General features: G+C 66.7%; 18 protein-coding genes and 1 pseudogene. 16 read left to right on the top strand and 3 right to left on the bottom strand.

Going from position 1 to position 19,861, the window contains the following annotated elements:
- Window positions 1-2: 2 nt before the first annotated feature.
- From ACX80V_RS13880 to ACX80V_RS13870, 3 genes are all read right to left on the bottom strand, one after another.
- Complete coding sequence (locus ACX80V_RS13880) at window positions 3-1,238, bottom strand: efflux RND transporter periplasmic adaptor subunit (protein WP_485843629.1); 1,236 nt, start codon at window positions 1,236-1,238, stop codon at window positions 3-5.
- Window positions 1,239-1,338: 100 nt separating this feature from the next.
- Entirely contained in the window at window positions 1,339-2,604 is a 1,266-nt protein-coding gene (locus ACX80V_RS13875; RefSeq protein WP_485843707.1) for a carboxylesterase family protein, read from the bottom strand.
- A gap of 266 nt (window positions 2,605-2,870) precedes the next feature.
- Window positions 2,871-3,359 (bottom strand): inorganic diphosphatase, encoded by a 489-nt coding sequence (locus ACX80V_RS13870; RefSeq protein ID WP_056347687.1) that lies wholly within the window; start codon window positions 3,357-3,359, stop codon window positions 2,871-2,873.
- Window positions 3,360-3,513: 154 nt separating this feature from the next.
- On the opposite strand from ACX80V_RS13870, the gene dacB reads away from it, so the two are divergent.
- From dacB to ACX80V_RS13790, 16 genes and pseudogenes are all read left to right on the top strand, one after another.
- A complete protein-coding gene (gene dacB, locus ACX80V_RS13865; RefSeq protein WP_485843628.1) occupies window positions 3,514-5,010 on the top strand; it encodes a D-alanyl-D-alanine carboxypeptidase/D-alanyl-D-alanine endopeptidase in 1,497 nt (498 codons plus the stop codon).
- Window positions 5,011-5,506: 496 nt separating this feature from the next.
- On the top strand, window positions 5,507-6,487 hold the full coding sequence (locus ACX80V_RS13860) for a hypothetical protein (RefSeq protein WP_485843627.1): 981 nt from the start codon (window positions 5,507-5,509) through the stop codon (window positions 6,485-6,487).
- Window positions 6,488-6,608: 121 nt separating this feature from the next.
- Entirely contained in the window at window positions 6,609-7,742 is a 1,134-nt protein-coding gene (locus ACX80V_RS13855) for a zinc-dependent metalloprotease (RefSeq protein ID WP_485843626.1), read from the top strand.
- A 114-nt stretch (window positions 7,743-7,856) separates the two neighbouring features.
- Entirely contained in the window at window positions 7,857-8,918 is a 1,062-nt protein-coding gene (gene tilS / locus ACX80V_RS13850) for a tRNA lysidine(34) synthetase TilS (protein WP_485843625.1), read from the top strand.
- Window positions 8,919-8,948: 30 nt separating this feature from the next.
- Window positions 8,949-9,500, top strand: a complete 552-nt coding sequence (gene hpt, locus ACX80V_RS13845) for a hypoxanthine phosphoribosyltransferase (protein WP_056347981.1) — start codon at window positions 8,949-8,951, stop codon at window positions 9,498-9,500.
- Between the two features lie 95 nt (window positions 9,501-9,595).
- Window positions 9,596-10,712, top strand: a pseudogene (locus ACX80V_RS13840) (LacI family DNA-binding transcriptional regulator).
- Window positions 10,713-10,785: 73 nt separating this feature from the next.
- Complete coding sequence (gene ftsH, locus ACX80V_RS13835) at window positions 10,786-12,852, top strand: ATP-dependent zinc metalloprotease FtsH (RefSeq protein WP_485843624.1); 2,067 nt, start codon at window positions 10,786-10,788, stop codon at window positions 12,850-12,852.
- 10 nt (window positions 12,853-12,862) lie between these two features.
- Window positions 12,863-13,507 (top strand): GTP cyclohydrolase I FolE, encoded by a 645-nt coding sequence (gene folE, locus ACX80V_RS13830; RefSeq protein ID WP_485843623.1) that lies wholly within the window; start codon window positions 12,863-12,865, stop codon window positions 13,505-13,507.
- 10 nt (window positions 13,508-13,517) lie between these two features.
- The gene (gene folP, locus ACX80V_RS13825; protein ID WP_485843622.1) at window positions 13,518-14,438 is read left to right on the top strand and encodes a dihydropteroate synthase; all 921 of its coding nucleotides are present in this window, start codon (window positions 13,518-13,520) and stop codon (window positions 14,436-14,438) included.
- A gap of 11 nt (window positions 14,439-14,449) precedes the next feature.
- Entirely contained in the window at window positions 14,450-14,809 is a 360-nt protein-coding gene (gene folB, locus ACX80V_RS13820; RefSeq protein ID WP_058930401.1) for a dihydroneopterin aldolase, read from the top strand.
- Window positions 14,806-15,345, top strand: coding sequence for a 2-amino-4-hydroxy-6-hydroxymethyldihydropteridine diphosphokinase (gene folK, locus ACX80V_RS13815; protein WP_058930400.1), 540 nt, complete (start codon window positions 14,806-14,808; stop codon window positions 15,343-15,345). The genes folB and folK overlap by 4 nt, the downstream gene beginning before the upstream one ends.
- 3 nt (window positions 15,346-15,348) lie before the next feature.
- The gene (locus ACX80V_RS13810) at window positions 15,349-15,882 is read left to right on the top strand and encodes a DUF3180 domain-containing protein (RefSeq protein ID WP_058930399.1); all 534 of its coding nucleotides are present in this window, start codon (window positions 15,349-15,351) and stop codon (window positions 15,880-15,882) included.
- Window positions 15,863-16,375 carry a PH domain-containing protein gene (locus ACX80V_RS13805; RefSeq protein ID WP_485843621.1) on the top strand — a complete coding sequence of 171 codons (513 nt, stop codon included), beginning with the start codon at window positions 15,863-15,865 and terminating at the stop codon, window positions 16,373-16,375. The genes ACX80V_RS13810 and ACX80V_RS13805 overlap by 20 nt, the downstream gene beginning before the upstream one ends.
- The gene (locus tag ACX80V_RS13800) at window positions 16,372-17,994 is read left to right on the top strand and encodes a PH domain-containing protein (RefSeq protein WP_485843620.1); all 1,623 of its coding nucleotides are present in this window, start codon (window positions 16,372-16,374) and stop codon (window positions 17,992-17,994) included. The genes ACX80V_RS13805 and ACX80V_RS13800 overlap by 4 nt, the downstream gene beginning before the upstream one ends.
- Window positions 17,987-18,877 (top strand): Rossmann-like and DUF2520 domain-containing protein, encoded by an 891-nt coding sequence (locus tag ACX80V_RS13795; RefSeq protein WP_485837899.1) that lies wholly within the window; start codon window positions 17,987-17,989, stop codon window positions 18,875-18,877. The genes ACX80V_RS13800 and ACX80V_RS13795 overlap by 8 nt, the downstream gene beginning before the upstream one ends.
- A gap of 1 nt (window position 18,878) precedes the next feature.
- Window positions 18,879-19,805 (top strand): 4-phosphopantoate--beta-alanine ligase, encoded by a 927-nt coding sequence (locus tag ACX80V_RS13790; protein ID WP_485843619.1) that lies wholly within the window; start codon window positions 18,879-18,881, stop codon window positions 19,803-19,805.
- Window positions 19,806-19,861: the final 56 nt, after the last annotated feature.

The raw sequence follows: 19,861 nt of genomic DNA, 5'->3' as shown, positions 1-19,861 counted from the left end.
GGTCAGCCTCCCGCAGGGTAGGCCATGCCGGGCTGGAGCCCAGGCTGTACCTGCGCCGGCGCGCCCGGGATGAATTCGAGGACAAATTCGCCCTCGGCCAGCCCGGAAACTACCTCAACCCGGGAACCGTCATTGAGGCCCAGCTGGACTTTCCGCTCTTCCGGAGGGCCCGAGGCCACTGCTCCGCCTGGAACGCCAGGGCCGGCAGGGCCTGAAGCGGCGCTACCTTCGCCCGGCGCTGACTGGCCTGGTCCGCCTACCGCTGCGCCGCCGTCGGACGGTGAACCATCGGGAGCGGGACCTCCCGGTGCCGGACCTCCGGCGGAGACCCATACAGTGCCGTCCGTAACGGTGCCCCGGACCGCGGTGAGCGGAACGGTAACAACATCCGCCGACTGGCCAGCCGTGACGGTCATGGTGGCGCCGAGCCCGGCAAAGACCTCGACTCCGCTCGGGACAGAGCAACTGATGGTGCCGGTGGGGGTGCCGCCCTCGGCCGGAGTCCCGCCGAGAGGGCCGGCGGCAGCGAACGGAACTCCCCGGCTGGCGCCGCCGGCCCCGCCGGCAGTGCCGCCCGAAGTACTTGCCAGGCTCTTCAACGTCACGGCGGGACAGGTGAAGGGAGCCGGGCCGCCCACCACCGAGATCACCGCTGAACCCGGCTTGGCCAGGAGCCGGTACTGCTGGGCGGCGTCGATTGAACCGCTGACCGTGAACGTACCGGGATTCACCGTTGCTGTCGTTTCCCCTACGCTGACCTGCTGATCGATCAGGATAGTGAGTGATTCCACCGTCCCTGAGACCGGAGCGTAAACGTCTGTATAGGTGTAAACCGGTGCGCTTCGGACAGGTGCTGCCGGTGCTCCGCCTTCGGACTCTCCGGAAACCCGGGCTGTAGCGGCCGGATCCGGCTGAACCTCGGTGCGGACCTGGTAGAGCGGGGCCTGTGTACGAACCTCCTGGCCCGGCGAAACGAACAGGAAGCTGACCGTGCCCGCCGTGGTGTTCTTCACGGCAACGGCGGCGTCACTGTCCACAGTGGCTTGCACTTCAACCGTGTTCGTCACGGTGGCCCGGGTTGCCTGGACCACCGGGATTGAGACCTCCGCTGACGGTCCCATGAGGCCTTGCTGCGGCTTCATCCCGTCCACGAAAGCGATCTTCACCAGTGCCACGGCGATGACGGCAAAAACTGCCAGCCACGCCACCGGCAACACAATGCGCCTAAAAATCCTCATTACTGCCCCCATCAGTAACTCCCCGCAGACCAGTTTCCGCGGAAAGTGTGCTGCCCACACCCTATACTGAGTACGTAGCCAATCCGCGCAACCCGGGCTCCTACATCGAGCGGTACTCGAGCGCTCCGGGAATCCCGCCCGTCTCACCCAATCCGTCGCCGCGGGCAAATCCGGCCCACAGCCGGCGCATCTCACGGCCAACGGCGTCGATCTCATCCCAGGTTGCGCCCTTGAGGAGCCCGGCAGCGGCCCAGGTCTGTTGGTTTCCGAAGAGCAGCGGCAAATCAACGGTGTGTGCGGCGCGGTAGGAGTTTCCCGGCGCGCCCCAGGACAGCAGGTAGCTGTAGGCCTTGCCCCCGGCACGGGCGTGACGGCGGGCAAACTTACGGGCGGATCTGCCGTAGACCGCCTCCGTCACCGCCCAATTAATCGCCTGCACGGCAACGCCGCCCAGCCCAGGAATCTTGCCCAACCGGCTGACCACGGGACTGCGGGGCAGGAACAGTCGGGCCTCGTCGGACGTGTGCCCGATCAGCACTTCGATGCCAGGGGCCGTGGCGTTCCAGGCGGCCGCGACGCGTGATTCCGGCGGCAGCGGCGCGTGCCCGTACTGGGTGCCGAACGGCATGGCCGCCATCAGGCCAAACTTCCGGGCCACCTGAGACACGTGGTCTTCGATGGCCACAACGTCCAGCATCGGGGTGTCCTCCGTGACGGCTTCGGCGGCGATGCCCATGGCACGGCTCATCTTGTGCCGGCCGCGGGTGATGCCCAACGGTCCACTTTGGATGATGGCCCGCTGGAACAGGGACGGCGCCTCGGGCGTCGCCATGAGGTGGGCTACGGAGTCGCCGCCTGCGGACTGCCCGAATGCGGTGACGCGCCCCGGATCCCCACCGAAGGCCGCAATGTTGCGCTGTACCCACCGGAACGCTTCCAACTGGTCCAGCAGGCCGAGGTTCGCGGGCCGGCCGGTGCCGGTGGCCAAATATCCGAACAGGCCCAGGCGGTAGGTCACCGAAACGACGATGACCCGGTTCTCGGACACCAGCGACGTGGCATCAAAGATCGCCAGGTCGCCGGAACCGGACGTGTAGGAACCGCCGTGCAGCCACACCATAACGGGGACCTGTTCGCCGTCGGCAAGCCCGGACGGAACCGTGATCGACAGGCGCTGGCAGTCCTCACTTCCGGGGAGTTCGCCGTACCGAGTACCCAGGACGTCGTCCAGGAACGGAACGGGGCCCTGCGGGCAGGCCGGCGCGAGCGTGGTGGCGGCATAGCTGGCGGTCCAGTCGGCCGCTGCCACCGGCGGCTGAAAGCGGCCCGCGGTGGCGTAGGGGATGCCGGTGGCGCGAACCACCATACCGTCCCGCCACCCTGTGATGGGCCCGCACAGCGGTTCAAAATACGGCGGCTCAAAATACGGGGGATTCGAAGGCTCGGAACTCACAGGGCAACGATTCCACAGTTTCCTGAGACTTCGCTCTCGCCGACCCCCCACGCGCGAACGGACACTTGAGGCCCCCAGATTCCAAGGGCCTCAAGTGTCCGTTCGGGCCCGGGAGCTGATTAAACAACGACGGCGGGTGCCGGGCTCTCGCGAACCCGGCACCCGCCGTCGGACTGGCGCTAGTGCGCTGCCGGCACGTAACGCTTGATGGAGGCTTCCAGCTCGGCCTCGGCGGCGGCGCGGTCGCCCCAGCCCTCAGCCTTGACCCACTTGCCCGGCTCCAGGTCCTTGTAACGGGTGAAGAAGTGCTCGATTTCCTTGATCAGGAATTCGCTGACATCGCTGATCTCCTGGATGTGGTCAAAGCGGGCGTCAACCGGGACGCACAGGACCTTGGCGTCGCCGCCGCCGTCGTCGGTCATGTTGAAAACGCCGATGGGACGGGACTCAACGATGACACCGGGGTGCAGATCGAAGTCCTGCAGGAGCACCAGTGCGTCCAGCGGGTCGCCGTCTTCGCCCAGGGTGTTCTCGAAGAAACCGTAGTGCGTGGGGTACTGCATGGAGGTGAAGAGGACGCGGTCCAGGCGGACGCGGCCGGTCTCGTGGTCAACTTCGTACTTGACGCGAGATCCCTTGGGGATCTCGATGGTCACGTCATGCTTCATGGAATGCTCCTCGGCAATTGCAGGGGGTTCGCGGCACAGGAGACGAACAACAAAAAGGAGTGTCGGTGCCGCCGACTACTATTGAGGATATAGCGAGAGGCCCAGGTTTCAGGAACTTGCGGGGAAATTTCAGGACTTGAGGACCAACAGCAGCATGAAGGAAACATCGCGTCCCGCAGGGATAAGGGCGGCATTCCGGCACACCCTCCGGCGCGGGCTGCGAGCCTGGCCCACCGCGCTGCTCCTGGCCGTGATCGTTATGCTGGCCCTCCCCGCCGCATGGCTGGTTGCCCCTGCTTTCGTCAGCCCGCCTCCTGCGGCGACACCCGAAGTGCCCGCCTGGCAGCAGGCCCCCACCGCGCTTTCCGCAAGAATGGGCCTTTCTCCGCTCACGGAGTCGGCGCCCGTGCCGCTGCCCTCCGCAGTCGCCGCTCAATTGGACGGATTGTTAAAGCCCGACGGCGACGGCAGCTTCACAGGGCTGGTCCAGGATGCGCTCACTGGCCAGGTCCTGTTTGACCGCGGCGGTTCGGAGAGCCGGATCCCCGCCTCCAATATGAAGCTGCTCACTGCCGTGGCCGCCCTCCGGGCAATCGGGCCGGACCACCGTTTCAGCACCAAGGTCCTGGCCGGGCCCGCTGCCAATCAGGTGGTGCTCACCGGCGGCGGCGACGTCCTCATGGGTGCCGGGGAATCCGCGCCCAACCAGGTGATGGGCCACGCCGGACTCGCCACCCTCGCCACCGCCACCGTGAACGCGCTCCAAACCGCAGGAACAACCGGCGAGCTGACGGTCCTGGTGGACGACTCCCTGTTCACCGGCCCAACGCTGAACCCCGCCTGGGCAGACGGGGACGTTGCCGCGGGCGAGGTTGCCCCGCTGTACCCGCTGGCGCTGAATTCGGCGCGCTTTGACCCGGCCGTGACCACCGGCCCCCGCCCGCAGGACTCGGCAATCACCGCCGCCGAGGCGTTTGCCGCGCAGCTCAAGACGGCAGGTGCCGCTGCGGGACTCACGGTAGCGGCCGGCCTCGGACGTTACACCGCGCCTTCGGGCGATGCGCCCCCGGCAGAAGAGCCGGCGGTCCTTGCCGAGGTCCGGTCCGCCACGGTCGGCCAGCAGGTGGACCTTATGCTGCAGACCTCGGACAACTACCTGGCGGAGGTCCTGGGCCGGATGGCCTCGGCGGCTGCGGGCGAGCCCGCCAGCCACGACGGCGCCACCGGAGCAGTCCGCGCACAGCTCGCGGATTTGGGCATCCCTACGGACACCATGCGGCTGGCGGACGTGTCCGGGCTGGCGCTGGCCAACCAGGTCTCTGCCCGCCAGTTCGCGGAAGTGGTGCGTGCCATCACCAGCGGGACCGACACCCGTTTGCGGGCCGCGCTGGATGGATTTCCGGTCGCGGGGCTGACCGGAACACTGGACACCCGCTACGTCGATGGCTCCACGGCCCGCGGCGCCGGCCTGGTGCGGGCCAAGACCGGGACCCTGAACTCGGTCATCGCCCTCAGCGGCTACGTGGTGGACGCAGACGGCCGGCTCCTGGTCTTCTCCTTCATCGGCAACGACCTGAAGCCTGGCGCGGCCGGGAACCGGGAAGCCCTGGACCGGGCCGCCACGGCGCTCGCCGCCTGCGGCTGCCGCTGACCTGCTCCTACCGCAACCGGGTTCCTACCGTTACCGCTGCCCTGCGCCGCAATAGCGGTGCCGGGCAACACCGTTCGTGCGGGTCCTGACCGCTGTTATGCGGGCCTGCTCTTTTGGGAGCAAGTACTTGCGGCGCCGCGGGCGGAAAAACAAGTACCGGCTACTCGTGACACCTGACGGAGGCCAGCCCTAGGCTCAACCACACGCGGACTCCGTGTGTTCGGCTACGCAAAGGACATCCGCCATGGAAACGTCATGAAGGGGGAGGCTGGTGTCCATTTCCGATCAAATTCCGTGATGCCGCCCCCACCCACTCCCGCCAGGACGCGGAACGGCATGACCTTGTGCTCGAAGCCGCGCGTTCGGCGGCTCGCCGCGCCCCATAGAAGGCGTCTTCGGATCGCCTCAGACCCGGCGCGGTTCCGACAGCGCTGCCCCTCGGTGAGCTCCAAAACGGGGCGCCCGTGGCAGTTGCTGAAAGCAATGAATTCCGACAGTGAAGGCCACAATCATGTTCCAGCCAAGTAGGCGACTATTAGCCCTCAGTTCCGCTTTCACGCTCCTCCTGACGATGTCGACTGTGGCGTCGTGCGCGGCGCCGGATGCCGGGCAGGCGCAGCCCAACTCCACCGGCACTTCGGAGCCGGCATCACCGACAGCGACAGCGACGTCGCAGGCGCCAGAGCTGTGCGGGCCAGGGTCTGCGGTCAACTTCGACAAGACCGCCTTCCAAGGCTCTCCGACGATCGACAACAAGTGGTTTCCGCTAAAGCCAGGCACAACGTACACCACCACCGGTACGGTAGCCGCTGAAGATGGCACCACCGACCGGACGGTTACACACACCGTAACCGGCCTGACCAAGGTCATTGACGGTGTGAAAACCTTGGTGATGTGGGACCGCGATTACCAGGACGGGGCTCTGGTTGAATCGGAGTTGGCCTTCTTTGCCCAGGATAACGCTGGAGCGGTTTGGCTCTTCGGTGAGTATCCCGAGGAGTTCGAAAACGATAAATTTATTGGGGCGCCGAATACTTTCATCCACGGGATTTCGGGGAGCCAAGCCGGTATTGCAATGCAAGCGCAGCCACGGACCGGCACGCCGGAATATGTTCAGGCTCACGCGGCTTCAGTGGGTTTCCTCGATTGCGCGCGTGCCTACGAGGACAACGTAGCGCTATGCGTCCCCACCGACTGCTACGGAGGCGTGCTGGTGATTGATGAGCACAATCCGCTGGAACCGGATGTAGGCCACCAGCGTAAGTTCTATTCAGCCGGCACTGGGCTGGTAAGGGTGACAGCCGAGGGTGGCGTGAAACAGGAAACCCTGGACCTCGAAAAAATCGAACTGCTCTCCGACGCCCAACTGGCCGACGTCAATAAACAAGCACTTGAGCTCGACCAGCACGGATATGAGGTCAGTAAGGACGTCTACGCCAAGACGGCTCCTGCCGAAGTTGCCACCAAGACTCCGTGACGCGAGTGAAGGACAGCGCAACCGGCCGATTTCTGAAACGGACCACAGGCGCAGCCCCGAGCCGTTCGCCGGTCAGCGAACTTAAGGACCATCCGCCGTCCGCTGTGATGTGATGGGGACTATGGAGTCCACTGCGCGTGATTCGTCAGCCCCGGCATCATCCAGCCCGGCCCAGGCCCTGATCAACTGGGACCTGGCCGCGTCCACGGCCGCCCGGCTGGCCTCGGCGGGGCCAACCCTCAACTCGGCGGAAATCGGCGAAGCCGTGGACAGCCTGCGCCGCCTCGCGGACGCCTCCGTCCCGCACGTCCACGAAATCACGGGCCTCGAAGCTGCACGGGACCTCCGCGACTCCTCTGTCCTGGTGGTGGACCGGGCCAGCTGGGCCAAGGCAAACACACAGAGCTTCGCCGTGATGCTCAAACCCGCCATGGACAAAATGCTCGAAAGCCGCCACGGCAACGTCAGCCCGGCGGCGGCCAGCGTCAGCGGCGCCATCACGGGCAGCCAGCTCGGCGCTGTCTTGGCGTTCCTGTCCAGCAAGGTCCTGGGCCAGTACGATCCCTTCGCCGCGCTCGCCGAAGGTTCCAAAGCGCCCGCCGCCGGCCGCCTGCTGCTTGTGGCGCCCAACATCGTGGCTGTGGAGCGCGAGCTCAACGTCGCGCCGGACGATTTCAGGCTCTGGGTCTGCCTGCACGAACAGACTCACCGGGTGCAGTTCGCGGCTGCGCCCTGGCTCCGCCACCACATGCTTTCCGAGATCGACAACCTCAGCGGGCACCTGCTGGGCAACGTTGATTCGCTGATGGAGCGTGCCTCCGCCGCCGCGCGTTCCCTCAAGGACCGGACCGCCACCGGCAATACTCCCGGCCGCGGCGCCATCTTGGACCTGTTGCAGAACCCCGAGGAAAAGGCGTCACTGTCCCACCTGACGGCCGTGATGAGCCTGCTGGAGGGCCACGCCAACGTTGTGATGGACGCCGTCGACGCCAGCATCGTCCCTTCCGTCAGGACCATCCGGCAGCGCTTCACCGACCGCGGCAAGGACCGCGGCGTGATGGAGAAATTCATCCGCAGCCTCCTGGGCCTGGACGCCAAGATGCGCCAGTATTCCGACGGCGCCAAGTTTGTCCGTGCCGTGGTGGACGTGGCCGGCATGGAGGGCTTTAACCGGGTGTGGGAATCCGCGGACAACCTTCCCACTGAGCCGGAAATCCACGACGCCAAGCTGTGGGTCGACCGGATGGGCTTGTAGGTGCCGCACTCCCCAAACGTGCCGGACGCCCCAAAAGTGCCGGAAGCCCGCACGGCTTCAAGCGGACGACGACGGCCTGGCCGGCTCGCGCCCGTCGTCGGCAAGGCGCGCAAAATGGTCCAGAACGCCTTGGCGGACGCCGGCTATCCGGCCCACGTGCTCGTGGCCTGCAGCGGTGGCCCGGATTCGCTGGCCCTCGCAGCGGTGGCGGCCTATTTCGGCCGCCGCGGCCACGTTGACGGGCACCCACTGACGGTCGGCGCCGTCGTGGTTGACCACCAGCTGCAGGAGGGCTCGGCCCAGGTGGCTGCCGCCGCTGTCCACGCGCTGAAGGAACTGGGTCTTTCCCCGGTGGACCTCCGGTCCGTCACCGTCGCCAGCACCGGGATGGGCCCGGAGGCCGCCGCCCGGGATGCCCGCCATGCAGCGTTGGAGGCGGCAGCCCAGGAGCACGGAGCCGCGGCGATCCTGCTCGGCCACACGCTGGACGACCAGGCCGAACAGGTCCTGCTGGGTCTTGCCCGCGGCTCCGGCACGCGCTCGCTGGCCGGCATGCGGCCTGCCCGCGGCCTCTTGCTGCGGCCGTTCCTTGGCCTGCGCCGCGCAGACACCCTGGAGATCTGCGATGTCGAAGACCTCGAGGCCTGGCACGATCCCAGCAATGCGGACCCGTCGTTTGCCCGCTCCCGGACACGGGTGGAAGTACTGCCGATGCTCGAGGAAAAACTCGGGCCCGGCGTGGCTGAATCTCTGGCCCGGACAGCGTCCATCCTGCAGCTGGATGCCGACTATCTGGAGGACGTGGCAGATCGCACATTTGCAGCCTTGGCCGAGCGTTCCGGACCGGAGGTCAGCCTCCCGGAGGAGGCTTTGGGGGAACTTTCCCCGGCCATCAGGTTCCGGGTCATCGCCAAGGCAGCGGCCGACGTCGGGGGTCAACAGCCCAGCTACCAGCGCCTTCTGGCGGCAGAAGCGCTGCTGCGCCGGCAGGGTTCCGCCGGTCCCGTGGAGCTGCCTGGCGGGGTGAGCGTGTACCGGCTGTCCCTCGCCGAGCTGGCCCAGCGGGACGCTGCGGAAACGCGGCCCGACGGTCCCGACGGCGGCGCCCCCGTTCCCCGTGAAGCGGCCCGCTGTGGGAAGCTAGTATTCCGGCCTCAAAAACCGCCCCAAGAATAGTCGCACCCCGCATCTACACAGGAGCCATTGGTGGATTCAAACGACGTCCAGGCAGACCTCAAGCACGTTCTCTACACCAAGGAACAGATCCAACAGCGGATCGCTGAGCTCGCTGCGCAGATCGACAAGGACTACGAAGGCCGCGAAATCCTTCTGGTCGGTGTACTCAAGGGCGCTGTGATGGTTATGGCCGACCTCGCCCGCGCGCTCCACAGCCACGTTTCGATGGACTGGATGGCAGTGTCCTCCTACGGCTCCGGCACCCAGTCCTCGGGTGTTGTCCGGATCCTCAAGGACCTGGACACGGACCTGATGGGCAAGGACGTCCTGATCGTCGAAGACATCATTGACTCCGGCCTGACCCTGTCCTGGCTCAAGACCAACCTGGAATCCCGCGGCACCGCTTCCGTGGAGATCTGCACCGCCTTCCGCAAGCCCACGGCCGCCAAGGTGGAGATCGACGTCAAGTACGTCGGCTACGACATCCCCAACGAGTTCGTGGTGGGCTACGGCCTGGACTACGCCGAGAAGTACCGCAACCTGGACTTCGTGGGCACGCTCGCCCCGCACGTTTACGAGTAGCCGCTCTCGCCGAGATGGCAATTCACGGCAGTCGCACCAACGGACACTGCCGTGAAATGCCATCTCGCTGCATTTAAGCGGTCGGGGGAGAGAAGTTGAGCAACAAGAACATTGGCATCAAGGACGTAGCAGTCGCCGCCGGAGTGTCCGTCACCACCGTCTCGCACGTGCTGAATGATGTCTCGTACGCGCGGATCAGCAGCGAGACCCGGGCGAGAGTGAAGTCTGCAGCGGCGCAGCTCGGCTACGGCCCCAACCGCCTGGCCCAGGCGCTCCGTACGCGGCGCACGGGGTTACTTGGACTGGTCAGTGAGGACATCGCCACCACGCCCCATGCAGGCAGGATCATTCTTGGCGCAGACGACGCGGCGCGTGCCCGCGGCTACAACCTCATGATCGTCAACACTTCCATTTCGGCCAGCCCTGGATCCCGAAATGCAGACGTTGAGGCGCTTCTGGAGCGGCGGGTGGACGGCATCCTGTACGCCACTATGTACCACCGAATTCTGGATGTTCCAGGGAACCTCGGCACGGTCCCAGCGGTCCTGGTGGACGCGGTCAGCAGCGGGCCAACCATCGCCGCCGTTGTCCCCGACGAAGAAGGCGGGGCCAAAACGGCGGTCACAGCCCTGCTGGCCGCCGGGCACACACGCATCGGCTTTCTTAACAGCACCGATGACGTGCCTTCCAGCCACGGCCGCCTCCGCGGATTCGCGGACACCTTATCGGAGGCAGGGCTCGACGGCGCTGCCGCCCCCGTTCAAACCGGACCATCCGAGGTGCAGGGCGGCTACGAGGCAGCACTACGGATGCTGCAGCTCAGCAAACCTCCCACCGGCATCTTTTGCTATAACGACCGAATGGCCATGGGCGCCTACCGGGCCGCGGCCGAGCTGGGGGCTTTCCGTCCCCGCTGACCTGTCCATTGTGGGCTTCGATGATCAGGAGCTCATCGCCGGCAACCTCCATCCGGGCCTCACTACGGTGGCCCTGCCGCACTACGAAATGGGTGCCTGGGCCACAGGCACACTGATTGACGCCATCGAAGGCAAAGTCGATCTGGCCGGACTTGCGCTGCATCCCACGGTTCTGGACTGCCCCTTGGTGACCCGGGGATCTGTGGGACCGCCGCCGGATCCCGCTACGCCCAGAGGGAACTTTTGCGCGGCACCGTGCGTGAATTACTCCGAACGGTGTATAGCTAGTAGCTGATGCAGCACCACACGCGCGTAGACTCACTCGCCGTGCAGCACTACCAGGAGGGACGGGGCCAGCCCCCGAACAGATGAAAGCTAAGAGTTTCTTCAAGGGCCCGGGCATCTGGATCGTTGTTGTGATCGCCATGCTTCTCGTGGCTTTTGCAACACTGGCTCCCGGTGGTGCGGCACGGATCGATACGGACAAGGGCCTTGAGCTCCTCGCCGACAGCGGCAAGGTTGAGCAGGCAAAGATCTTCGACGGCGAAAACCGCGTTGACCTGACCCTCAAGGACAACCTGGATGTCAACGGGCAGGACAAGGGCAAGAGTGTCCAGTTCTTCTTCGTCGACGCCCGCGCCATCGACGTGGTCAAAGCAGTCACCGCTGCCAACCCCGCGAACGGCTACACGGACCAGCCGATCGAAAGCAACTGGTTCTCCGGCCTGCTCTCGCTGCTCATCCCTGTCATCCTGCTCGGAGCACTGTTCTGGTTCCTGATGACCCGGATGCAGGGCGGCGGCTCGAAGATCATGCAGTTCGGCAAGTCCAAGGCAAAGATGGTCAACAAGGACATGCCGCAGGTGACCTTCGTTGACGTAGCCGGCGCGGACGAGGCTGTGGAGGAGCTCCAGGAAATCAAGGAGTTCCTGCAGGAACCGGCCAAGTTCCAGGCCGTAGGCGCCAAGATCCCCAAGGGCGTGCTGCTGTACGGTGCTCCGGGAACCGGCAAGACCCTCCTGGCCCGTGCCGTCGCCGGTGAGGCCGGCGTGCCGTTCTTCTCCATCTCCGGCTCGGACTTCGTGGAAATGTTTGTCGGCGTGGGCGCGTCCCGTGTCCGCGACCTTTTTGAGCAGGCCAAGGCCAACTCTCCGGCCATTATCTTTGTCGACGAGATCGACGCCGTCGGCCGGCACCGCGGTGCCGGCATCGGCGGCGGCAATGACGAACGCGAGCAGACCCTCAACCAGTTGCTGGTTGAAATGGACGGCTTCGACGTTAAAACCAACGTCATCCTTATCGCTGCCACCAACCGCCCCGACGTCCTGGACCCGGCACTGCTCCGTCCGGGCCGTTTTGACCGCCAGATCTCGGTGGACGCCCCGGACCTGATCGGCCGCGACCAGATCCTGCAGGTGCACGCCAAGGGCAAGCCGATGGCCCCGGGCGTTGACCTCAAGGCCGTGGCGAAGAAGACCCCGGGCTACACCGGTGCGGATCTCGCGAATGTCCTGAACGAGGCAGCCCTGCTGACCGCGCGCTCCAACGCCAACCTCATCGATGACCGCGCCCTGGACGAGGCCATCGACCGCGTTATGGCCGGCCCGCAGAAGCGCAGCCGCGTGATGAAAGAACACGAGCGCAAAATCACCGCGTACCATGAGGGCGGACACGCACTGGTGGCGGCCGCGCTGCGGAATTCCGCGCCGGTCACCAAGATCACCATCCTGCCCCGCGGCCGTGCCCTGGGCTACACCATGGTGGTCCCGGAGAATGACAAGTACTCCATCACCCGCAACGAACTGCTGGACCAGATGGCCTACGCGATGGGCGGCCGCGTGGCGGAGGAGATCGTCTTCCACGATCCGTCCACTGGAGCCTCCAATGACATCGAAAAGGCCACCTCCACGGCCCGCAAGATGGTCACCGAGTACGGTATGAGCGAGCGAGTCGGCGCAGTACGCCTGGGCCAGGGCGGCGGCGAACCCTTCCTGGGCCGCGACGCCGGCCACGAGCGCAACTACTCCGACCAGATCGCCTACGTGGTGGATGAGGAAGTGCGCCGCCTGATCGACCAGGCGCATGACGAGGCCTACGCCATCCTCACCGACAACCGGGACGTCCTGGACCAGCTGGCCCTGGAACTCCTGGAACGGGAAACCCTCAACCAGGCCGAAATCGCCCACATCTTCACGGACATCCGCAAGCGTGACTTCCGCGAGGTGTGGCTGTCCAAGGAGACCCGTCCGGTCCAGAAGGCCGGCCCTGTGGAATCCCGCCTTGAGAAATCTGAGCGCGAAGCCCAGGAGGAAGCCAAGCACGCCCGCCTCGAGGAACCGCTGGACGCGCAGCCGCTGCACCCGCAGGGTGTCCCGGATGACGCCGCATTCCAGGGCGGCATCCCCGACTCGGGGCCTGACGCCACGCACGGCTAAGCTTTCTCCTGTGACTCACTTCGACGACGACGACGCTCCCGCCTCCGCCGGACACCCGGCGGAGGACGGCTCCCACCACAAAAAGCACGAGAAGGTGGACCGGCCCCGAATTGAGGCGGCCGTCCGTGAAATCCTCCTGGCCATCGGCGAGGACCCGGACCGCGGCGGCCTCGTAGACACCCCCAGGCGGGTGGCCAAGGCCTACGCCGAGGTGTTCTCAGGGTTGCACCTTGACCCGGCGGACGTCCTCTCCACCAAATTCGACCTGGACCACGAAGAACTGGTCCTGGTCAAGGACATCCCGTTCTACTCCACATGTGAGCACCACCTCGTGCCGTTCCACGGGGTTGCCCACGTCGGCTACATTCCCTCCCATGACGGCAAAGTGACCGGGCTCAGCAAGCTGGCACGCCTCGTGGACATCTACGCCCGGCGCCCCCAGGTGCAGGAGCGGCTCACCACCCAGATCGTCGAAGCAATGGTCAGCCACCTCAAGCCGCGTGGCGCGATTGTCGTTGTCGAATGCGAACACATGTGCATGTCCATGCGCGGTGTCCGTAAGCCCGGAGCAAAGACCGTCACCAGCGCGGTCCGCGGGCAGCTTCATGACCCGGCCACCCGTGCCGAAGCCATGAGCCTCATCCTCGGAAGGTAAGTATCAGACCATGGACTCACTCGCTGCAGCCCCGGGAACCGGGCCCGCAACATCTCCGCTGCCCATCCTGCGCAAACCGCGCCCGGCCGCGAAATTCGCGGACCTGCCCACCGGCCGCACCCTGGTCATGGGCATCCTGAATGTCACCCCGGACTCCTTCAGCGACGGCGGAAAGCACCCGACGGCGGACACTGCCATCGCGGCGGGCCTGCGGATGTTCTACGCCGGAGCGGACATCATCGACGTCGGCGGCGAATCGACGCGCCCCGGCGCGGAGGAGGTCAGCCCGGAGGAAGAACAGCGCCGGGTGATCCCCGTCATCGAGGCCCTGGTCAAGGCGGGAGCCCTGGTCAGCATCGACACCACCCACGCCGCCACGGCCGCCGCTGCCCTGAAGGCCGGCGCCGCTATCATCAACGATGTTTCCGGGCTGACCATCGAACCTGAGATGGCCGAGCTCGTGGCCGCGTCCAAGGTCCCCTATGTGCTCACGCACCGCCGCGGCGACGCCCGCACCATGGACTCCCTGGCCCAATACCAGGACGTGGCCGGCGAAGTGGTGGCTGAACTGGCAGGCGTCCGCGACAAGCTCTACGCAGCCGGGGTGAGCAAAGAGCAGATCATCATTGACCCGGGCCTGGGGTTCGCCAAGAACGACGCCCAGAACTGGGAGCTCCTGCAGCACCTGGACCAGCTGGACAGTCTGGGGCACAAGGTTCTGGTGGCCGCTTCCCGCAAGCGTTTCCTGGGCACACTCCTCACGGTCGCCGGCAAGTCCGCCGCCCCCGAGGAGCGCGGCGCCGCCACGGCCGCCATCACCGCGATCAGCGCATTCCGGGGGGCCTGGGCCGTCCGTGTGCACGACGTCGCTCCAAGCCTTGACGCCGTCAAGGTGGCCGCGCGGATGGCCGCCGCCCCTACCACCACCTAGGCCGGGCACCCATGGACAGGATCACGCTGAGCGGTGTCACCGCCGTCGGCCATCACGGAGTCTTCGATTTCGAGCGCCGTGAGGGCCAGCCGTTTGTGGTGGACGCCGTGCTGCACCTGGACTTCGCCAAGGCCGCAGTATCTGACGACGTCCGGGACACTGCCCACTACGGCGAAGTGGCTGAGCGGATCAAGGACTGGATCACGGGGGAGCCGCTGAACCTGATCGAGGCACTGGCCGTCCGGATCGCCGATGGCCTGCTCGCCGAATTCACCATCCAGGCCGTGGACATCACCGTCCACAAGCCCAAGGCACCCATCGAGGTGCCCTTCGGGGATGTGGCTGTCAGCGTGCACCGGGAGCGGCCATGAGCGGCGGGTACACCAAAGCCGTCCTGGCCCTCGGCAGCAACCTGGGCGAGCGGAACGACACCCTGTCCGAGGCCGTTGCCGACCTGGTGGACCCGCCGGAGGTCCGGCTGCAGGCCGTTTCCCCGGTGGTGCAGACCAAAGCCGTGGGCGGCCCGGCCGGCCAGCCCGACTTCCTGAACATGATCATCACCGTGGAAACCACGCTGTCCCCGGCGGAACTGCTGAAGCACTGCCAGGCCGTGGAAAACAAGCACCTCCGCGTGCGTGAAGTGCGCTGGGGGGCGCGGACGCTCGACGTCGACATCATCACCTACGGCGACCTCACCAGTGACGACCCGGTGCTGACCCTGCCGCACCCGCGCGCGGCCGGACGCGCCTTTGTGCTGTATCCGTGGTCGCTGATCGAGCCGGCGGCCACCCTGGGCGGGGAACGCATCAGCGAGCTGGCTGCCCGTGCCCCCGACTTTGACGACCTTGCCCCGTTCGACGGTTTCGGCGATTACGACGGCGTCCCCACAGCCGGGGCGGTCGAGTAACCGGTGAAGCCCATCAACCCTGTCCGCCTGCTGCTGATCGGCCTGGTCCTGACCGTGGCCGGCTGGTCCGCCACCGTGGTGACCACACGCTACAGCATGGCCACACCGGTTCTTCCGGCTACCGCGCTGGCCACCATGGGCGTGATTGTCGCCATCACCCTGGTGCTCGGCATCCGTGTGCTCCGGTGGCGCAACAGCACCAAACGCAAAAAGGCATTGGACCCGATCCTGGCCGCAAGGACCCTGGTGCTGGCCCAGGCGTGCGCTTACGCGGGCACCGTCCTGCTGGGCTGGCATGTTGGAATCTTCCTGGACCAGCTGCGGATCTGGAACCTGCGCAGCGACCAGGGCATCACCTGGGTGGCAGTCGCGATCGCTGCCGGCGGACTAGTGATGATCGTCGTCGGCCTGCTGGTGGAGCGGTTCTGCAAGATCCCGCCCGAAGACACCGATGCAACGCCCGGTGAGGGGAAACCCGGCCGCGGGGTACGCGGCGAAGCCGCAGGGGAAGGCGAATATGCGTACAGAGGCGATTGATCCGCCGGGCATTACCTGGCAGCGGGTATCCCCGAAATACGTCACGGTGCGGCTGGTGCAGTGGGCCATCGGTAACCTGGTCACGGTGATCGTCCTGAGCCTGCCACTCATCTTGGTCCTGCTCGGCTGGTGGCGGTGGCCGCCCCTGTGGCTGGCCATCACAGTCCCGGCAGTGACTCTGGTTCTGGCCATCTGGCGGCTGCTGCTGATTCCGCGCCAGGTGCGCGCCATCGGTTACGCCGAGCGCGACGATGACCTGCTGATCCGCGGCGGCATTTTCTTCCAACGGACCATGACGGTTCCCTACGGCCGCATGCAATACGTGGACATCGGCGTGGGCCCGGTGGAACGCGGGCTGGGACTCTGCACGCTCAAACTCCACACCGCCTCGCCCGGAACCAACGCCACCATCCCCGGCCTGCCCGCTGCGGAAGGGGCACGCCTGCGCGAGCAACTCGCTGCCCGCGGTGAAGCGAGGCTGGCAGGGCTGTGACGGCAAACGTTCCGGAGGCCGGCGCACCGACTGCGGTTCCGGTGGCGCCCGACGGCGAGTGGCTGCGTGTGCACCCGGCGTCCCCATTTGTGCGCGGCTGGGTGGCCCTGGCGGCCATTGGTTTCTTCTTCGGGCGGGACTTTTTCGAACGGTTGCTGCAAGGCCGTCCTCTGTTCGAGGAGGACTTCGCCGGCCGGGCACCCTGGCTGGTGGCCGGCGGCGGCATCATCCTCGTGATGACCGTGCTGGGCTTCATCCTGACCTGGTACTTCACCAAGTACCAGGTCGCCGAAGGGTACGTCCGGGTCAACTCCGGCTTCATCTTCCGCCAGCAGCGCCAGGCCCGGCTGGACCGCGTCCAGGCCATCGATATCGTCCAGCCCCTGCTTGCCAGGATCTTCGGCCTGGCCGAACTCAAGTTCGAGGTGGCCGACGCCGGTGAATCGGCCGTCAAACTGGCCTACCTGCGGATGGACGACGCCCGCCAGCTCCGGGCCACCATCCTGGCGCGGGCCGCAGGCGTGATCCCGGACCCGGCCCGGCCGCAGGAGGCCGCGCCGGAGGCGCCCGAATATCCGGTCCTGTCCGTGCCGCCGTCGCGCCTTATCGGTTCCCTGCTGCTCAGTGAGCAGAGCTTTTTTGTGGTGGTGGGCGGCATCGCCGCCGTGATCCTGTCCGCCGTGACGGACAACCGCGGCTTCTTCTTCTACCTGATCCCGGCGGTGCTGGGCCTTGCCGCCAGCTACTGGGGCTTCTTTAACAAGGGCTACAACTTCACGGCCGCCATTTCGCCGGACGGGATCCGGCTCCGCTACGGGCTGCTGGACACGCAGGCGCAGACGCTGCCCCCGGGCAGGGTCCAGGCGCTGAAAGTGGCCCAGTCCCCGCTGTGGCGGATCTTCGGCTGGTACCGGATCCAGGTCAACGTGGCCGGGTACGGCGCGATTGGTGGCAACGGCGAGACGTCGTCCCGGACCACCTTGCTGCCCGTGGGCAAGCTGGCCGACGTGATGAGCATGCTCGCACTCGTGCTGCCGGATCCCGGTACGCCTGAACCCGGACGCATCTTCGCTGCCGGGCTCTCGGGGCTGGATTCCGACGGCGGTTTCGTCACCACGCCGCGCCGCGGCAGGTTCCTCGCGCCGCTGGGCTGGCGCCGCAACGGCTTCGCCACCACTGACACTGCCCTGCTGATCCGCTCGGGCCGGTGGTGGCGGGAACTGGTGGTGGTCCCGCACCAGCGCACCCAGTCCATGGCACTGCACCAGGGTCCGCTCGCGCGGCGGTTCCGTGTGGCGGACCTCGTACTGCACACCACGGCGGGACCGGTCTCGCCGCGGCTCACCCAGGCCGGGCTTGACGAGGCCCGGGCGCTCTTTGATGCCCAGTCTGCCCGCGCCCGGCTCGCCCGCAAGCGGCAGACCAGTGAACAATGGCTGGCAACGGTGGCGCCCGCTCCGGTGGTTGAGCCTGGGGCCACGACCGCAGGGTTCCCTGACCGAGCTCGCGAGGTTAGGGAGCGGGTGGGGAGCGAAACCGCTAGTCCGGTGGTTGAGCCCGCTCCGGTGGTTGAGCCTGTCGAAACCAGTCCCCAACAGGAAGGCACGCAACGTGGCTAAGCCCGGGCGCCTTGGCGTCGGAATCATCGGTGCCGGGAAAGTTGGCGCCGTCCTTGGCGCGGCGTTGCGCTCGGCCGAGCACGCCGTCGTCGGGGTTTCCGCGGTGTCAGAGGCCAGCCGTGAGCGGGCGGAGACGCTCCTGCCGGGCGTGCCCATCCTGGAGATCCAGGAGATTGTGGAACGGTCCGAACTGGTGCTCCTCGCTGTGCCCGACGATGCCCTCGCCGGGCTGGTGGACGGCCTCGCCAAACTCGGGGCGTGGCAGCCCGGACAGATCGTGGCGCACACCTCAGGAAGGTTCGGCGTGGGGGTGCTTCGCCCGGTGCGCGCCGCCGGAGCCATCCCTCTTGCACTGCACCCCGCCATGACGTTCACGGGCATGAGCCTGGACCTGACCCGCCTCCTGGACTGCACCTTCGGCGTGACCGCAGATGCCGCGATGCTGCCCATTGCGCAGGCGCTGGTAGTGGAGATGGGTGCCGAACCCGTGGCCATCGCCGAGGGGGACCGGACGCTTTACCACACGGCCCTCGCCCATGGCTCGAACCATATGGTCACCCTGGTGGCGCAGGCTTCGCAGCTACTCCGCGACGTTGGCGTCGACGCGCCGGAGCGGATGCTGGGGCCTTTGCTGCGGGCCACGCTGGAGAACGCGCTCGCCTCAGGCGAATCGGCGCTGACCGGGCCGGTGGCCCGCGGCGATGTGGGGACAGTGGCGGCCCACGCCGAGGCGTTAAGGGAGTACGACGCCGGTGCGCACGGCGATGTGCTGGAGGCTTACCTCGCCATGGCCCGCGCCACGGCACGGCGGGCCAGCAGCCGGGGGCTGCTCAAAGAGGATCAAGTGGGGGCCCTCCGCGCGGCCCTGGAAGAGGGAAACTGACATGGCCACGCAACTGGTGACAACTGCCGCAGAGCTCAGGGAGGCGAGTGCCCGGCTGCTCGCGCAGAAGGCGGGCAGGTCGCAGGGCCTGGTGCCCACCATGGGCGCGCTGCACGAAGGCCACGCCCGGCTGGCGCGCACCGCCGTCGAACAGAACGACGTAGTGGTGGCGTCCATCTTTGTGAACCCGCTCCAGTTCGGCGATGCGGTGGATCTGGACCGGTACCCGCGCACGCTCGACGCCGATCTTGCCCTGCTTGGGGAACAGGGCGTGGACCTCGTGTTTGCGCCTCCGGTGGAAGAGGTCTATCCCGGCGGCGAGCCGCTGGTCCGCGTGACCGCCGGCTCCCTGGGGGAAAAGTGGGAAGGCTCCTCACGGCCGGGCCATTTCGACGGCGCCCTCACCGTGGTTGCCAAGCTGCTGCACTACTGCATCCCCGGCTCAGGGCTTCCGCCGGCCGGTGCGTTTGCCTCCGGCGTCGGGGGACTGCCGGCCTACCGGGCCTATTTCGGGCAAAAGGACGCCCAGCAACTGGCGCTGGTGCGCCGCATGGTGGCGGACCTGAATTTCCCCGTCGAAATTGTCGCCGTGCCCACCGTCCGGTCCGCGGACGGGCTCGCCCTGTCCAGCCGCAACCGGTTCCTCTCCGCAGAGGAGCGCGAGGCCGCCCTGGTGTTGTCACGGGCGCTGCGGCTCCTGGCGGAGCGGGCAACTGCCCACCAGCCGCTTGATCTGGAATCGGCCCGGGCCATGGTTGAATCGCAGTCGTTGGTGGGACTGGACTACTTCGACGTCGTGGATCCGCTCACCCTTGAGCCGCTGGCCGAGAACTGCCGGAAAGTCCCGTTCCGCGGCGAAGGCCTGGCTCTCATCGCCGCCAAGGTGGGGCCTGTCCGGCTGATCGACAACGTGCCGCTCAGCAGCTGATAAGTAGGGTCCGCTTCCGGGGGCACGCAAGGCCTCGGATCCCTGTCCGTCTGTCT

It is taken from the genome of Pseudarthrobacter arbutini (assembly GCF_054510915.1).
This window is presented reverse-complemented; position numbering and strand designations above follow the sequence as displayed.